Source organism: Pseudomonas sp. MWU13-2105 (genome assembly GCF_023242315.1).
Lineage (GTDB): Bacteria > Pseudomonadota > Gammaproteobacteria > Pseudomonadales > Pseudomonadaceae > Aquipseudomonas.
Map to the genome: position 1 here is coordinate 53,410 of NZ_JALLIY010000002.1, position 13,949 is coordinate 67,358.

15 protein-coding genes are annotated in these 13,949 nt (G+C 62.3%); 8 read left to right on the forward strand and 7 right to left on the reverse strand.

Annotated features, from left to right (window positions below; all coding sequences use genetic code 11):
• Window positions 1-2: 2 nt before the first annotated feature.
• Complete coding sequence (locus M5B96_RS02965; protein WP_248795007.1) at window positions 3-554, forward strand: hypothetical protein; 552 nt, start codon at window positions 3-5, stop codon at window positions 552-554.
• A gap of 4 nt (window positions 555-558) precedes the next feature.
• On the opposite strand, the gene M5B96_RS02970 is transcribed toward M5B96_RS02965, so the two are convergent.
• From M5B96_RS02970 to M5B96_RS02985, 4 genes are read right to left on the reverse strand one after another with little or no spacing between them, the layout of a single operon-like run.
• Window positions 559-1,296, reverse strand: coding sequence for an amino acid ABC transporter ATP-binding protein (locus M5B96_RS02970; protein WP_191490094.1), 738 nt, complete (start codon window positions 1,294-1,296; stop codon window positions 559-561).
• The gene (locus M5B96_RS02975) at window positions 1,283-1,933 is read right to left on the reverse strand and encodes an amino acid ABC transporter permease (RefSeq protein WP_248795410.1); all 651 of its coding nucleotides are present in this window, start codon (window positions 1,931-1,933) and stop codon (window positions 1,283-1,285) included. The genes M5B96_RS02970 and M5B96_RS02975 overlap by 14 nt, the downstream gene beginning before the upstream one ends.
• Window positions 1,930-2,595 (reverse strand): amino acid ABC transporter permease, encoded by a 666-nt coding sequence (locus M5B96_RS02980; RefSeq protein WP_248795008.1) that lies wholly within the window; start codon window positions 2,593-2,595, stop codon window positions 1,930-1,932. Before M5B96_RS02980 ends, M5B96_RS02975 begins: the two co-directional genes overlap by 4 nt.
• A 24-nt stretch (window positions 2,596-2,619) precedes the next feature.
• Complete coding sequence (locus tag M5B96_RS02985) at window positions 2,620-3,405, reverse strand: transporter substrate-binding domain-containing protein (protein ID WP_248795009.1); 786 nt, start codon at window positions 3,403-3,405, stop codon at window positions 2,620-2,622.
• 252 nt (window positions 3,406-3,657) lie between these two features.
• Here M5B96_RS02985 and M5B96_RS02990 point away from each other — a divergent pair, with 252 nt between their 5' ends.
• From M5B96_RS02990 to M5B96_RS03010, 5 genes are all read left to right on the forward strand, one after another.
• The gene (locus M5B96_RS02990) at window positions 3,658-4,359 is read left to right on the forward strand and encodes a FadR/GntR family transcriptional regulator (protein ID WP_248795010.1); all 702 of its coding nucleotides are present in this window, start codon (window positions 3,658-3,660) and stop codon (window positions 4,357-4,359) included.
• A 267-nt stretch (window positions 4,360-4,626) separates the two neighbouring features.
• Window positions 4,627-4,956: a thioredoxin TrxA gene (gene trxA / locus M5B96_RS02995; RefSeq protein ID WP_248795011.1), complete on the forward strand. Its 330-nt coding sequence runs from the start codon at window positions 4,627-4,629 to the stop codon at window positions 4,954-4,956.
• Between the two features lie 243 nt (window positions 4,957-5,199).
• Window positions 5,200-6,459 carry a transcription termination factor Rho gene (gene rho, locus M5B96_RS03000; protein ID WP_100942095.1) on the forward strand — a complete coding sequence of 420 codons (1,260 nt, stop codon included), beginning with the start codon at window positions 5,200-5,202 and terminating at the stop codon, window positions 6,457-6,459.
• A gap of 129 nt (window positions 6,460-6,588) precedes the next feature.
• Entirely contained in the window at window positions 6,589-8,055 is a 1,467-nt protein-coding gene (gene ubiD, locus M5B96_RS03005; protein ID WP_248795012.1) for a 4-hydroxy-3-polyprenylbenzoate decarboxylase, read from the forward strand.
• Window positions 8,055-9,023 carry a CDP-6-deoxy-delta-3,4-glucoseen reductase gene (locus tag M5B96_RS03010; protein WP_248795013.1) on the forward strand — a complete coding sequence of 323 codons (969 nt, stop codon included), beginning with the start codon at window positions 8,055-8,057 and terminating at the stop codon, window positions 9,021-9,023. Before ubiD ends, M5B96_RS03010 begins: the two co-directional genes overlap by 1 nt.
• Before the next feature lie 191 nt (window positions 9,024-9,214).
• Here M5B96_RS03010 and M5B96_RS03015 read toward each other — a convergent pair whose 3' ends face one another.
• Complete coding sequence (locus tag M5B96_RS03015) at window positions 9,215-9,697, reverse strand: sn-glycerol-3-phosphate transporter (RefSeq protein WP_248795014.1); 483 nt, start codon at window positions 9,695-9,697, stop codon at window positions 9,215-9,217.
• Between the two features lie 342 nt (window positions 9,698-10,039).
• On the opposite strand from M5B96_RS03015, the gene M5B96_RS03020 reads away from it, so the two are divergent.
• Window positions 10,040-10,687 (forward strand): gamma-glutamylcyclotransferase, encoded by a 648-nt coding sequence (locus M5B96_RS03020; RefSeq protein WP_248795015.1) that lies wholly within the window; start codon window positions 10,040-10,042, stop codon window positions 10,685-10,687.
• Between the two features lie 393 nt (window positions 10,688-11,080).
• A complete protein-coding gene (locus M5B96_RS03025; protein ID WP_248795016.1) occupies window positions 11,081-12,166 on the forward strand; it encodes a CyaA/EF/ExoY family adenylyl cyclase toxin in 1,086 nt (361 codons plus the stop codon).
• A gap of 17 nt (window positions 12,167-12,183) precedes the next feature.
• Here the strand turns inward: M5B96_RS03025 and M5B96_RS03030 are convergent, their stop codons facing one another.
• Window positions 12,184-12,777: a flagellar basal body-associated protein FliL gene (locus M5B96_RS03030; RefSeq protein WP_248795017.1), complete on the reverse strand. Its 594-nt coding sequence runs from the start codon at window positions 12,775-12,777 to the stop codon at window positions 12,184-12,186.
• 111 nt (window positions 12,778-12,888) lie between these two features.
• Window positions 12,889-13,866 carry an NADPH:quinone oxidoreductase family protein gene (locus M5B96_RS03035; RefSeq protein ID WP_248795018.1) on the reverse strand — a complete coding sequence of 326 codons (978 nt, stop codon included), beginning with the start codon at window positions 13,864-13,866 and terminating at the stop codon, window positions 12,889-12,891.
• Window positions 13,867-13,949: the final 83 nt, after the last annotated feature.

Genomic DNA, 13,949 nt, shown 5'->3' on the forward strand with positions numbered 1-13,949 from the left:
CTATGAACTCTTGCATCCGCGCGCTTTCACGACGTTGTTGCGTCGTGCTGTTGCTGTTTTCGGTCCCGGCCGGGGCCAATGACTGCAGGCTGTCGCTGAGCCAGTCGCAGATCGAGCTGGGTGCGTTGCGCCCGGGCGGCTTGTCACTGCTGCCCGGGCAGTCTGAGCTGTTCCTCGGCGCCCGCCGGCTGAGCCTGAGCATTGCCTGCTCCCGGCCGACCTCGATGATGCTGCGTTTCGACGGGCCGGCGGCGGGGCCGCAGGCCTTTCGCTTTGATCGCCAGGGGCGTTTCACGGTGGGCCTGAGCAATGCCCGGCTCGATGGCCAGCCGGTGACCCTGGCCGCGGCGCAAGGTCCGGCCGAGGCGGCGGCCAGTCGCCTGATGGTCCCGGGCCAGAGCCTGGTGGTTCTGGCCCGGGACCTGCCGGCCAAGGGGCAGTTTTTCTCGGCACAGGTCGAGATCGACACGCACCTGCCGGTCAGTGCGATCCGGGTGCACGACGAGACGCCGGTCGAAGGTCGCGGGCGTTTCGAACTGCTGTCGGGCGAGTAACGGCTCAGGCCGGTTGTTCGACGCTGCCGATAAAGTTCGCCAGCTCCGGCGTTTGCGGGTGGGCGAACAGGACCTTGGGGTCGCCCACTTCGTGCACCTTGCCCTGGTGCATGAACACCAGCTTGTCGCCGACTTCCCGGGCGAAGCGCATTTCGTGGGTGACCATGATCAGGGTCATGCCTTCCTTGGCCAACTGACGGACCACGCTGAGCACTTCGTTGACCAGTTCCGGGTCCAGCGCCGAGGTGATTTCGTCGCACAGCAGCACCTTGGGCGACATCGCCAGGGCCCGGGCGATCGCCACGCGCTGCTGTTGGCCGCCGGAGAGGCGTTCCGGGAAGGCATCGAATTTTTCCCCCAGGCCGACCCGTTCGAGCATCTGTCGCGCCAGCTCGGCGGCCTTGGCCCTGGGCATTTTCTGCACCACCTGGGGCGCGAGCATGACGTTTTCGCCGACGCTCAGGTGCGGGAACAGGTTGAACTGCTGGAACACCATGCCGACCGTTTGCCGCAAGGTGCGCAGATCGGCGCGGGCGGCGTCCAGGTAGTGGCCGTCGACCTCGATCACCCCGTCGTTGATCGACTCCAGGCCGTTGAGGGTGCGCAGCAGGGTGCTCTTGCCCGAGCCGCTGCGACCGATGATCGCCACCACCTGGCCTTCCTCGACGCTGAGGTCGATGCCCTTGAGCACGTGGTGGTCGCCGTAATACTTATGCAGGGCAGAAACTCTAAGAAGCGGCATGCAGTCTCCTTTCCAGGTAGCGCGCACTGAGGGACAGGGGGTAGCACAGGAGGAAATAACCGAGGGCCACCAGGCCGTAGATCATGAAGGGTTCGAACGTGGCGTTGGCGAGCATGCCACCGGTCTTGGTCAACTCGGTGAAGCCGATGATCGAGGTCACCGCGGTGCCCTTGATCACCTGCACCGAAAAGCCCACGGTCGGCGCCACGGCAATGCGCAGGGCCTGGGGCAGGATCACATGGCGCAATTGTTCGTAGGGGGTGAGGGCCAGGCTCGCCGAGGCTTCCCACTGGCCGCCCGGAATCGACTCGACACAGCCGCGCCAGATCTCCGCCAGGTAGGCGCTGGTGAACAGCGTCAGGGCGATGGCCGCCGCCAGCCAGGGCGAGATATCCACCCCGAGCAAGGCCACGCCGAAAAACACCATGAACAACTGCATCAGCAGCGGCGTGCCCTGGAACAGCTCGATGTAGGCCCGGGCGAAACCCCGGGCCAAGCCGTTGTCGCTGATGCGCAGGACCATCACCAGCAGGCCGATCAGCCCGCCGCCGGCAAAGGCCGCCAGCGACAGCACGACGGTCCATTGCAGGCCCACCAGCAGGTTGTCGAGGATGTCCCATAAGGTGAAATCCATCAGCGGTTCCTCGTGATGTAGCGGCGTCCCAGCCAGTTCAGCAACTGGCGGATCAGCAGCGCCATGACCAGGTAGATCAGGGTGGTCAGGGTGTAGGTTTCGAAGGCGCGAAAGTTGCGTGACTGGATAAAGTTGGCGGCGAAGCTCAGCTCCTCGGTGGCGATCTGCGAGCAGACCGCCGAGCCGAGCATGACGATGATGATCTGGCTGCTCAGGGCCGGCCAGACCTTGCCCAGCGCCGGCAGCAGGACCACATGGCGAAAGGCTTCGAAGCGGGTCATGGCCAGTGCCGCGGCGGCTTCCAGTTGCCCGCGCGGGATCGCCTGGATACCGGCACGGATGATCTCCGTGGAATAGGCGCCGAGGTTGATCACCATCGCCAGTACCGCCGCCTGCCACTCGGAAATCTGCAGGCCGAGGGACGGCAGGCCGAAGAAAATGAAAAACAGCTGCACCAGGAACGGCGTGTTGCGGATCAATTCGACGTAGACGCCGAAGATCGCCGCGAAGGGGCGGATCTGCCAGGCCCTGACCACGGCCCCGACAATGCCCAGGCCGACCCCGAGCAAGGTGCCGATGGCGGTCAGTTCCAGGGTGAACAGGGCGCCGCGCAACAGCAGGTCGGCGTTGTGCAGCACCGGCAGGAAGTCGAACTGATAAGCCATGGAGCGGACCTCAGGCGAGCGCGATCAGAGGTCGGCCGGAAGCGGCTGCTTGAGCCACAACTGGGCGTTCTTCTCCAGGCTGCCGTCGGCCTTGGCCGTGGCGAGGATCTGGTTCACTTTTTCCAGCAGGGCCGGCTCGTTCTTGTTCACCCCGACGTAGACCGGCGAGTCCTTGAGCTTGACCTTCAACGCCGGGATGCGTTTCGGGTTGCGCTCGGCGATGGCCACCATCACCACGTTGCCGCTGGCGATCAGGTCGACCTGCTTGGCCAGGTACGCGGCAATGGTGGTGTTGTTGTCCTCGAAACGCTTGATGGTCACGCCCTCGGGGGCCACGGCGGTCAGCTCGATGTCCTCGATGGCGCCGCGGGTGACGCTGATGGTCTTGCCCTTGAGGTCCGCCAGGCTGTTGATCGGCGCCTCCGGCGGGCCGAAGACCGCGAGGTAGAAGGGCGCATAGGCCCGGGAGAAGTCGATGACCTTCTCCCGCTCGGGGTTCTTGCCGAGGCTGGAGATCACCAGGTCGACCTTGCCGGTGGTAAGGAACGGAATGCGGTTGGTGCTGTTGACCGGGGTCAGCTGCAGCTTGACCTTGAGTTGTTCGGCCAGCAGTTTCGCCGTGTCGATATCCAGGCCACGGGGTTTCATGTCCGGACCCACCGAGCCGAACGGCGGGAAGTCCTGGGGCACGGCGACCTTGAGGGTGCCACGGGCGATGATGTCGTCCAGGCCATTGGCCTGGGCGGGGGCCTGGCTCAGCATCAGGCTGGCCAGCAAGGCAGTGAGCAGGGCGCTGCGGCGTTTGATCATGGCAACTCTCCGAATCCAGAAGGGCGATCTCTGTCCGGTGCAGTGCACAGCCCATGCCACACTTGTGCGAAACCCTGTTCCTGCTGGCGGGGCGGGACTTTTCATGGTCTTACTGGTCTGAACAGTAGCAAGGCTTTCGCACTCTTATCGAGCATTCGTTCGCGGCGCTGAACCAGCGCTGGGCGTGACTTGCCGGATCCGCCCAATAGCTTTACAACTAGCGCTTTCCCGGACCAACAGCTGAAAAAAACAATGAATTCGATCTCCCGCGCCGTCCCGGAAGTGGCGCTGCAAGCCATTCGCAAACTGATTGCCGACGAAGGTTTCGGCCCGGGTGACGTGTTGCCTTCGCAGCGCGACCTGGCGCTGCGCCTGGGGGTGAGCCGGGCGTCGCTGCGCGAGGCCCTGTCGTCGCTGAGTGCCCTGGGGGTGATCAGCGTGCAGCCGGGCAAGGGCGTGTTCGTGCAGGCGCCGGTGGAGTTGGCACCGGCGGCCGGCGGCCTGGCGTGGCCGTTCGCGGCCCAGGCCTCAGCGCAGGACATCTTCCAGTTGCGTTATGCCCTGGAGGGTTTTGCCGCGGGCCTGGCGGCGGTGACCTTGAGCGCCGACGAGCTGGATGCCCTGGAGGACAACGTCGAGGCCCTGCGGCTGGAACTCAAGGCCGGGGATTTCGACGCGGCCGCCCGGCTGGACTTCGATTTTCACCGGCGCATCCTGCTGGCCAGCGGCAACCAGGCCATGGTCGGCATCCTCAGTGCCAGTGCCGAGTTGTTCCTCGAAAGCCAGAAGCTGCCGTTCATCCGGGCGGAGCGGGCCATGGAGACCTGGCAGGAGCACCGCAAGATCCTCCGCGCCCTGGCGCGGCGCGCCTCGGGCCCGGCACAGAAGGCGATGCAGGAGCATGTGCGCAACGCCGCCCTGCGTACTGGTATTGTCTTCGTCACGCCGGCCTGATCGCCCCCATCGAGGCTGGACGCGGAACCTGTAGGGGCCTGGCTTGCCAGCGAAGAGGCCCGTGAGATCGCTGAAGGCTTCGCTGGCAAGCCAGGCTCTACAAGGGGCGGTGGTGCTCACGCGCGCGCATTTGTGCAGAAGAAATCGGATTGGGCTATACCCAAACTGATGATTTGTCATAGTTAGACTCAATTAACTGCGGCTTCCTGTACGTAGGAAGGCCAGCTATGATGAGCGACGTTTTTTGCTTACAACCTGGAGACTTCCATGAGCAGCGATCTGATCAAACACGTTAGCGACGCTAGCTTCGAGGCCGATGTAATCAAGGCCGAAGGCGCTGTGCTGGTCGACTACTGGGCTGAATGGTGCGGCCCCTGCAAGATGATCGCCCCGGTCCTGGACGAGATTGCCACGACCTACCAAGGTAAACTGGTCGTCGCCAAGCTGAACATCGACGAAAACCAGGAAACCCCGGCCAAGCATGGCGTGCGCGGTATCCCGACGCTGATGCTGTTCAAGAACGGCAACGTCGAAGCGACCAAGGTCGGCGCGCTGTCCAAGTCCCAGCTGACCGCGTTCCTCGACGCCCACCTGTAAGGTTGGCATCGTCAAAAAGGCCCCGCAAATAGCGGGGCTTTTTTCGTTGTCAGGGGCTAGACGTCCAGAATGACAGGTGTTACATTCGGCCCCGCACTGGTTTCTCCACTGCCCCCTGCAAGCCGTCGCCGACGCTCTCCTTTTCGAACAAGTACGCGATCCTGTCGCCTTCTCTGCGGCGCGGCCTCATTAAGCCAAAAGCTTAATTTCTCCCCCCTCCATAAATGATTACGTCATTCCTATATGAATCTGACTGAACTCAAGCAAAAGCCGATTACCGAACTGCTCGAATTGGCCGAACAGATGGGCATAGAAAATATGGCCCGTTCGCGCAAGCAGGATGTGATTTTCTCCCTGCTGAAAAAGCACGCGAAAAGCGGCGAGGAAATCTCCGGTGATGGCGTGCTGGAGATCCTCCAGGACGGCTTCGGCTTCCTCCGCTCTTCGGATGCCTCCTACCTGGCCGGCCCGGACGACATCTACGTCTCGCCGAGCCAGATCCGCCGCTTCAACCTGCGTACCGGTGACACCATCGTCGGCAAGATCCGTCCGCCGAAGGAAGGCGAGCGTTATTTCGCCCTGCTCAAGGTCGACACGATCAACTTCGATCGTCCGGAAAACGCGAAGAACAAGATTCTCTTCGAGAACCTGACCCCGCTGTTCCCGACCGTGCGCATGAAGATGGAAGCCGGTAACGGTTCCACCGAAGACCTCACCGGTCGCGTGATCGACCTCTGTGCACCGATCGGCAAGGGCCAGCGCGGCCTGATCGTGGCGCCGCCGAAAGCCGGCAAGACGATCATGCTGCAGAACATTGCGGCGAACATCACCCGCAACAACCCGGAAGTGCACCTGATCGTCCTGCTGATCGACGAACGCCCGGAAGAAGTGACCGAAATGCAGCGCACCGTGCGCGGCGAAGTGGTCGCCTCGACGTTCGACGAGCCGCCAACCCGTCACGTGCAAGTGGCCGAAATGGTCATCGAGAAGGCCAAGCGCCTGGTCGAGCACAAGAAGGACGTGGTGATCCTGCTCGACTCCATCACCCGTCTGGCGCGTGCCTACAACACCGTGATCCCGAGCTCCGGCAAGGTCCTGACCGGTGGTGTCGATGCCCACGCCCTGGAGAAGCCAAAGCGTTTCTTCGGTGCCGCGCGTAACATCGAGGAAGGCGGTTCGCTGACCATCATCGCCACCGCGCTGGTTGAAACCGGCTCGAAGATGGACGAAGTGATCTACGAAGAGTTCAAGGGTACCGGCAACATGGAACTGCCCCTGGACCGCAAGATCGCTGAAAAGCGCGTCTTCCCGGCGATCAACATCAACCGTTCCGGTACCCGCCGCGAAGAGTTGCTGACCGCCGACGACGAGCTGCAGCGCATGTGGATCCTGCGCAAGCTGCTGCATCCGATGGATGAAGTCGCGGCCATCGAGTTCTTGATCGACAAGCTGAAACAGACCAAGACCAACGATGAGTTCTTCCTCTCGATGAAACGCAAGTAACTCGAGCAGGAACGCAAAAGCCGGGGAAACCCGGCTTTTTGCTGTCTGGGCGTTGTTCGATTGCGCGGTATCGGGGCGAACCGGGTAAACTGCCCACCCCGAACGCCACGGACCCTACGAGGCTCACGCATGCAGTATCGCGACTTGCGCGACTTTATCAGCGGCCTGGAACAGCGCGGCGAACTCAAGCGCATCCAGGTTCCAGTGTCGCCTATCCTGGAAATGACCGAGATCTGCGACCGCACCTTGCGGGCCAAGGGACCGGCGCTGCTGTTCGAAAAGCCCAGCGGTTTTGATATCCCGGTGCTCGGCAACCTGTTCGGCACGCCCGAGCGCGTGGCCCTGGGCATGGGGGCCGAAGCGGTCAGCGAACTGCGCGAAATCGGCAAGCTGCTGGCTTTCCTCAAGGAGCCGGAGCCGCCCAAGGGGCTCAAGGACGCCTGGTCCAAGCTGCCGATCTTCCGCAAGATCATTGCCATGGCGCCGAAGGTGGTCAAGGACGCGCCCTGCCAGGAAATCATCATTGAAGGCGATGACGTCGACCTCGGCAAGTTGCCGGTCCAGCATTGCTGGCCGGGCGATGTCGCGCCGCTGATCACCTGGGGCCTGACGGTGACCAAGGGGCCGAACAAGGACCGCCAGAACCTCGGCATCTATCGCCAGCAGGTGATCGCCCGCAACAAGGTGATCATGCGTTGGCTCAGCCACCGTGGCGGTGCGCTGGATTATCGCGAGTGGTGCGAAAAGCACCCGGGCCAGCCGTTCCCGGTGTCCGTGGCCCTGGGCGCGGACCCGGCGACCATTCTCGGCGCGGTGACCCCGGTGCCGGACAGCCTTTCCGAATACGCCTTTGCCGGCCTGCTGCGGGGCAACCGCACCGAGCTGATCAAGTGCCGGGGCAATGATTTGCAAGTGCCGGCCTCGGCGGAAATCGTCCTGGAAGGTGTGATCCATCCGGGCGAGATGGCCCCGGAAGGCCCGTACGGCGACCACACCGGCTATTACAACGAAGTCGACAACTTCCCGGTGTTCACGGTGGAGCGCATCACCCACCGGATCAAGCCGATCTACCACAGCACCTACACCGGCCGGCCCCCGGATGAGCCGGCGATTCTCGGCGTGGCGTTGAACGAAGTGTTCGTGCCGATCCTGCAGAAGCAGTTCCCGGAAATCACCGACTTCTACCTGCCGCCGGAAGGTTGCTCGTACCGCATGGCCATCGTCACCATGAAGAAGTCGTACCCGGGCCACGCCAAGCGCGTCATGTTGGGTGTCTGGTCGTTTTTGCGACAGTTCATGTATACCAAGTTCGTTATCGTCACCGACGACGATATCAACGCCCGCGACTGGAACGACGTGATCTGGGCCATCACCACGCGCATGGACCCCAAGCGCGACACGGTGATGATCGATAACACGCCGATCGACTACCTCGACTTCGCCTCGCCGGTCTCCGGCCTGGGTTCGAAGATGGGGCTCGATGCCACGCACAAATGGCCCGGCGAGACCACGCGTGAGTGGGGCCGGGTGATCGTCAAGGATGAGGCCGTGACCCGACGGGTCGATGCCATTTGGAATCAGTTAGGAATAGATTGATGCGTGTGACCTTGCAGCCGTCCGGCGCCGTGCTTGAGATACGGCCCGGCGAGCGGATTCTCGACGGTGCCCGGCGCCTGGGTTATGACTGCCCGCAAAGCTGTCGCAACGGTAACTGCCATGTGTGCGCGGCGTTGCTGGTGGAAGGACGGGTCGCGCAGGCCGGCGATGTGCGTGATCATGGCGAGTTCTACACTTGTATCGCCGAGCCCCTGGAAGACTGTGTGCTGCTGTGGGATGGCGTGCTCGCGCAAGGAGAACTGCCGGTGCGCAAGTTGGCCTGCCAGTTGATCGAATGCGTCGAGATCGGCGGTGATGTCTGGCGCGTGCGCCTGCGTGCGCCGGCGGGCAAGCCGCCGCGTTATCACGCCGGCCAGTACCTGATGATCGAGCGCGACAACGGTGAGAAATCGGCGTTTTCCCTGGCCTCGGCGCCGCACGCCGGGCGTGATCTCGAGCTGCATGTGCTGGTGCGCGAGGCCAGCGCCCAGAGTCTGATCGAGCAGTTGCAGCGCAACGGCATGGCTCGGGTCGAATTGCCGTTTGGCGATACCCACCTGGCCCAGTTGCCCGATGGACCGCTGGTGCTGATCGCGGCGGGCACCGGCATGGCACAGATGAACAGCCTGATCGAGCATTGCCGTTCCACTGGCTTCCAGCATCCGGTGCACTTGTACTGGGGTGTGCGTCGGCCCGAGGATTTCTACACCCTGGAGCACTGGGAGGAGTGGAAGCAACTGCCGAACCTGTTCCTGCACAAGGTGGTCAGCGATTTGTGTGGCTGGGAAGGGCGTTGCGGCATGCTGCACGAGGCGGTCCGCGAAGACATTGCCGACTTGTCGGGGGTGAGTGTCTATGCCAGCGGCTCGCCGGCGATGATCTACGCGACGCTGGACGCCCTGGTGAATGCCGGGATGGATGCACACCAGATGCGTGCCGATGTGTTTGCCTATGCGCCCAGGCCCTAACCCCGCAGTTGCTCCTGTACGGGTGGCACCTTGTGGCGAGCGGGCTTGCCCGCGCTGGGCTGCGAAGCAGCCCCGAAACCAGTGATCGAGGAGTATCAGGTAAAACGAGGTGTTAGCTTTTAGGGGTGCTTCGCGCCCCAACGGGGGCAAGCCCCCTCGCCACAGAGGCCCTCAAGACCGCTGAAAAACCCTTAGAAACGCACCCCGGCGGTAAGCATCGCCGCATTGAAACCCAGCAACACCACCTCCGCCGCCACCGGCCCGTAATGCGCGCCGACCGAAGGAATGATCACCGGCGCAACGCCCAGGTGGTTCAACGGGATCTTGTCGCGGTACTGGCCTTTGTAGCCCTGCAGTAAGCCACCTGTGACTTTCAGGTACACCGGATAATCGGCGCTCTCGAAGCGTTTGCCGGCATAGGCGTAATACGAGCGCTGGCTGAACGAGTTGCGAAACGTCGCCGCCCCATAGAGAAAACCCGAGGCCTCATTGCGTTCCAGGCCGATCAGGTCCTGGTGATTGTTGTGGTCCGGGTCCGGCGAGAAATGGCGGGTGACGACGCTGGTCTGCAGGTACCAGAAGCCCTTGTCAGCAGCGCTCGAATCGTTCGACGCCCAGGCGGTGGGCGCCAGCAGGAACAGGCACAAGCCCCGAATAAGGAATGATTGCTTCATGGTCATTGGCCCCTGGTGAAACGTAGCGATTGAAGTAGGCGGCCGTTATACGTAAGTCGAAATCGGATTGTCAGACCGTGGCCTCTGAAGTGTATGTAGGGTTATTCCCGTACGCGATGTTTAGCTTATCGTTATGCGATTTTAATATTTAATTTATTTGTTACAGAACATTAGGATATATATCCGCCGGGCCGCTGGCCTCTATCGAGTCAGCAATGGCTACATCAATAACGGCGGCATCCTGACCTGCAGCACTTTTTCGCCGTACGGTTACAGCGGCGGGTTTTATTACGGTAAAGTGACTTACAACTGGTAATGATCAGGAACCCCACGCAATTTGTCATGACCGCTATCGATCCTGCGTTGTCGAGTTTGGCCTATCCGCCGCGCCTGGAGCTGGGGGCGCAACTGTCCCACGAGCAACTGCTCTGCTCCATGCAGGCCACCATGGCCCGGCACAAAGGCGGACCGGTCTGGCTGTTCGCCTACGGCTCGTTGATCTGGCGTCCCGAGTGCTCCGCCGTGGAGCGGGTACGCGGGCGGGTTCATGGTTACCATCGGGGCTTGTACCTGTGGTCCCATGAACACCGGGGCACGCCGGAGTTTCCGGGACTGGTGTTCGGCCTGGATCGCGGCGGTTCCTGCAGCGGTTTCGCCTATCGCCTGTCGGACGATCAACTGGAAGCATCGCTCTATGCCTTGTGGCAGCGGGAGATGCCGGTGCCGTCCTATCGACCGCACTGGCTCAATTGCCGCTTGGCCACCGGGCAGACGGTTCAGGCGCTGGGCTTTGTGCTGGAGCGGCACCTTCCCAGCTATGCCGGCAACCTGCCGGACCATGTGTTGAACCAGGTACTCGAAAGCGCCTGCGGGCGCTATGGCAGCACCCGCGACTACGTCGAGCAGACCGCCAGCGCCTTGCGCAGCCACGCCATGCCGGATCGCAACCTGGAGGCGCGGCTCAAGCGCTGTCGTTCGGCTTCTCACTAATACCAGGCACCCCGCGAACCTGTAGGAGCCGGCTTGCCGGCGATGGCGGACCGATGTCGATGCAGGACTTGCCGGCCTCATCGCCGGCAAGCCGGCTCCCACAAGGGATCGTGTTCGGTTCGATGGATCGATAAACCCCTCTGGCGCAGTGCAATCATGTCGATGATCGGGTTGCCCGAAGAGCTATTAAAAGAAGCAAAGAGAAATATAACACGCTGATTTTATCGTCGTTGAAAGCGCTATTTTATATCAGTACAAGAGCGGGTTATTAATCGGCTGATCGTCTGTTGTTGGGCTGTTTGGGGGCTTCAAGAATTGTTTCATTATCCACGTTCATGAGTGCGGTATTGCAGTGCTATAACGCCTGATCTTTGCGGTCGAGTGAAGTTGTAGATGAATCTGAATATGTCCCATGGCCTGTCCGCCATTATCAGTACCGGTATGCCGATACAGCATGGACGGGCCTTTCAGCGTGTGGCCGACGCTCACAAGTGCGTCATCGCCGTACGGGCCGTGGGCCCTTGTGCCACTGGTTTGTTGCTGGAAAGTTATGCCACCAAGGGCTTTCACAATAAAGCCAAAAGTTGCACCTGGGGGCCAATGGCCGGGTTTGTCCTGGCCGACCCCCGATTCACCAAGAATCCGGACTTCTCCAGTCAGCGCGAGGCACTGCAAGAGGCCGTGGACTTCGGCGCGGACGAAACACCCTTGTATATTAGCGACCGCCGACGTCAAGCGTTGGAGGGCCAGTTGAAGTGCATGACGTTGGTGGGCGGTAATCACCAGGAAAGGCACTATACGGCGCGCGCGCCGCTGGGTGTTTCCATGAACTTTGTCTTGAAATATACAACCTCGGTTGCCGGCGCCAGGGGCGAGGGCCTCTGGGCGGTGTTTTATGGAGCGCAAGAGCGTCGGCTGTCCAATAGCCTGACCGGGCGGAATCAGCTTTCCGATCGGGCAAACCTGCTCCCGGTCATGGCCATCGTCGATCCCGGCTGTCCGGAGGAGGCACGCCGTACTTATCGGGCCGCGACCACCTGCGATTATGACCTGTGGGCGGTCTTTCCCGGACGCGACAGCTATTCCCGTTCAGGGGTGGACCGGCGCAGGGTGCCGGATAGCGATCGCTGGCGCCATGACGAGCGTTTTTTCGATCAGCATGAGGACCCACATCGGGGCAACATGACGCCGCGTCTCAACCTGCTCCGCAAAGCCCTGAACACAGCGGTTCGCGCGGAAGGCTATCAGGGCGGCGATGTGGTGCATCACAGCGACGAAGCGGGCCGTCCGCTGGTTTACGATATTGATTTTCCCTGCCTGTTCTTTACCCCCGGGGAACAGGCCTATTGCGCCCGGAGCGTGGCGGATCTGAAGCAATTGCTCAGGCTGTTGAGTTTCGACTACGTCCTCGGCTTGAATCCGGGCTGGCATCGTCAGTTGGGGCTCATGGTGAGCCCGAAAGGACACTACGAGGTGTAGCGGCGCTCCCCCGCGTGTCAGCCGGGAAATAGCGGCTCCTGGATTTTTTCACTGCGGGATTCGATCAACTGCCCTTTATGGTCGAAGCGCAGCACGATCAGCCAGTCATAGACCGCTTCCGGCCAGTGCTTTTGCCCGGTGAGCTTTTTCGCATCGCCGCCGAAGGCTTCGATCAGATTGTCGATATGCCCATGGTGCCAGGCGATCAGTACCACCGGCGCGCTGTTGTCCTTGCCCAGGGACTTGACCAACTGGTCGACCTCCTCGTCGGCGTAGGGTTGTTCGATGGGCAGTTCCAGGCGTTGCGACAAGGGTGTGAGAGTCAGGCGCGGGCGGTCGCTTTCCTTGCTGTCACGGGTGGCAATCAGCCGTTGCGGGGTCAGTTGCGAGCCGTCGAGCGACAAGGGATCGAAGTAGCTGGCGTAGGCCTGGGCCCGATGTTCGCCGGCGGGGCTGAGCCCGCGGCCCTGGTCGGGTTTTTCCGCGTGGCGGACGATCAGCACCGTGACATCGCTCAAGCCGACTTCCTTGTGCGCCATGGCCGGTGTGGCGAGGATCAGCGCCGAGCAAGCGAGTACGCCGGGGAGCAGAGTCTGTAGCAGTTTGAGCATGGATTTGCCTCGTGGGGACGTAGGGGGCGCGCTCGCCATGAGCGCACCCGGGCCATGGGCAAAATATAGCGGCATTCCGGCATCCGGCCGGGTGAAACTATTGTCAGCGTCTCAACGCACCTGCACCACCACTTTGCCGACGGCCTTGCGCTGGGCCAGGTCATTGATGGCCTGGCCGGCCTGCGCCAGTGGATAGGTCTGCGACACCAGCGGCTTCAATTTGCCCTCGGCGTACCAACTGAACAGTTGCTGGAAGTTGGCGGCGTTGTCCTGGGGCTGGCGCTGGGCGAACGAGCCCCAGAACACTCCGACCACCGAGGCACCCTTGAGCAGCGCCAGGTTCACCGGCAGCTCCGGGATGCGCCCGCTGGCAAAGCCCACCACCAGCAGCCGACCGTTCCAGGCGATGGAGCGGATGGCCTGGTCGAACAGGTCGCCGCCGACCGGGTCGTAGATCACGTCGACGCCGTTGCCGTCGGTCAGGCGCTTGATTTCATCCTTGAGGTTGTCCTGGCCATAGTTGATCAGTTCGTCGGCACCGAGGGCCTTGGCCACCGCGAGTTTCTCGGCACTGCTGGCGGCGGCGATCACCCGGGCGCCCATGGCCTTGCCGATTTCCACGGCGGCCAGGCCCACGCCTCCGGAGGCGCCGAGCACCAGCAGGGTTTCCCCCGGCTGCAATTGCGCGCGCTGCTTGAGCGCGTGCATGGAGGTACCGTAGGTCATGCTGAAGGCGGCGGCGGTGGTGAAGTCCATGGCGGCGGGGATCGGCAGCACGTTATAGCCGGGCACTTTCACCTCTTCGGCAAAACTGCCCCAGCCGGTCAAGGCCATCACCCGGTCGCCGACCTTGAGGTGGCTGATCTTCTCGCCCACCGCGGCGACCACGCCGGCGGCCTCGCCACCCGGGGAAAACGGGAAGGGTGGCTTGAACTGGTACTTGCCCTCGATGATCAGCGTGTCCGGGAAGTTCACCCCGGCGGCGTGCACCTGCAGCAGGATCTCGTTCTTCGCGGGCAGCGGGCTGGCGACCTCTTCCAGCACCAGCGTTTCGGCGGGGCCGAAGGCTTTGCAGAGCACGGCTTTCATCGGGCTATTCCTTTGGGAGTGATGGCCGATAAGTGTAGGTGTGTGAATCGAAGGGTCAACGAGCATGCCCCACCCTGATAGTC

Coding starts and splice junctions, on each gene's coding strand:
- M5B96_RS02980 (WP_248795008.1), bottom strand. CDS start 2,595: ATGGCTTATCAGTTCGACTTCCTGCCGGTGCTGCACAACGCCGACCTG.
- trxA (WP_248795011.1), top strand. CDS start 4,627: ATGAGCAGCGATCTGATCAAACACGTTAGCGACGCTAGCTTCGAGGCC.
- M5B96_RS03015 (WP_248795014.1), bottom strand. CDS start 9,697: ATGAAGCAATCATTCCTTATTCGGGGCTTGTGCCTGTTCCTGCTGGCG.
- M5B96_RS02965 (WP_248795007.1), top strand. CDS start 3: ATGAACTCTTGCATCCGCGCGCTTTCACGACGTTGTTGCGTCGTGCTG.
- M5B96_RS03035 (WP_248795018.1), bottom strand. CDS start 13,866: ATGAAAGCCGTGCTCTGCAAAGCCTTCGGCCCCGCCGAAACGCTGGTG.
- M5B96_RS03020 (WP_248795015.1), top strand. CDS start 10,040: ATGACCGCTATCGATCCTGCGTTGTCGAGTTTGGCCTATCCGCCGCGC.
- M5B96_RS03030 (WP_248795017.1), bottom strand. CDS start 12,777: ATGCTCAAACTGCTACAGACTCTGCTCCCCGGCGTACTCGCTTGCTCG.
- ubiD (WP_248795012.1), top strand. CDS start 6,589: ATGCAGTATCGCGACTTGCGCGACTTTATCAGCGGCCTGGAACAGCGC.
- M5B96_RS03010 (WP_248795013.1), top strand. CDS start 8,055: ATGCGTGTGACCTTGCAGCCGTCCGGCGCCGTGCTTGAGATACGGCCC.
- M5B96_RS02990 (WP_248795010.1), top strand. CDS start 3,658: ATGAATTCGATCTCCCGCGCCGTCCCGGAAGTGGCGCTGCAAGCCATT.
- M5B96_RS02970 (WP_191490094.1), bottom strand. CDS start 1,296: ATGCCGCTTCTTAGAGTTTCTGCCCTGCATAAGTATTACGGCGACCAC.
- rho (WP_100942095.1), top strand. CDS start 5,200: ATGAATCTGACTGAACTCAAGCAAAAGCCGATTACCGAACTGCTCGAA.
- M5B96_RS02985 (WP_248795009.1), bottom strand. CDS start 3,405: ATGATCAAACGCCGCAGCGCCCTGCTCACTGCCTTGCTGGCCAGCCTG.
- M5B96_RS03025 (WP_248795016.1), top strand. CDS start 11,081: ATGAATCTGAATATGTCCCATGGCCTGTCCGCCATTATCAGTACCGGT.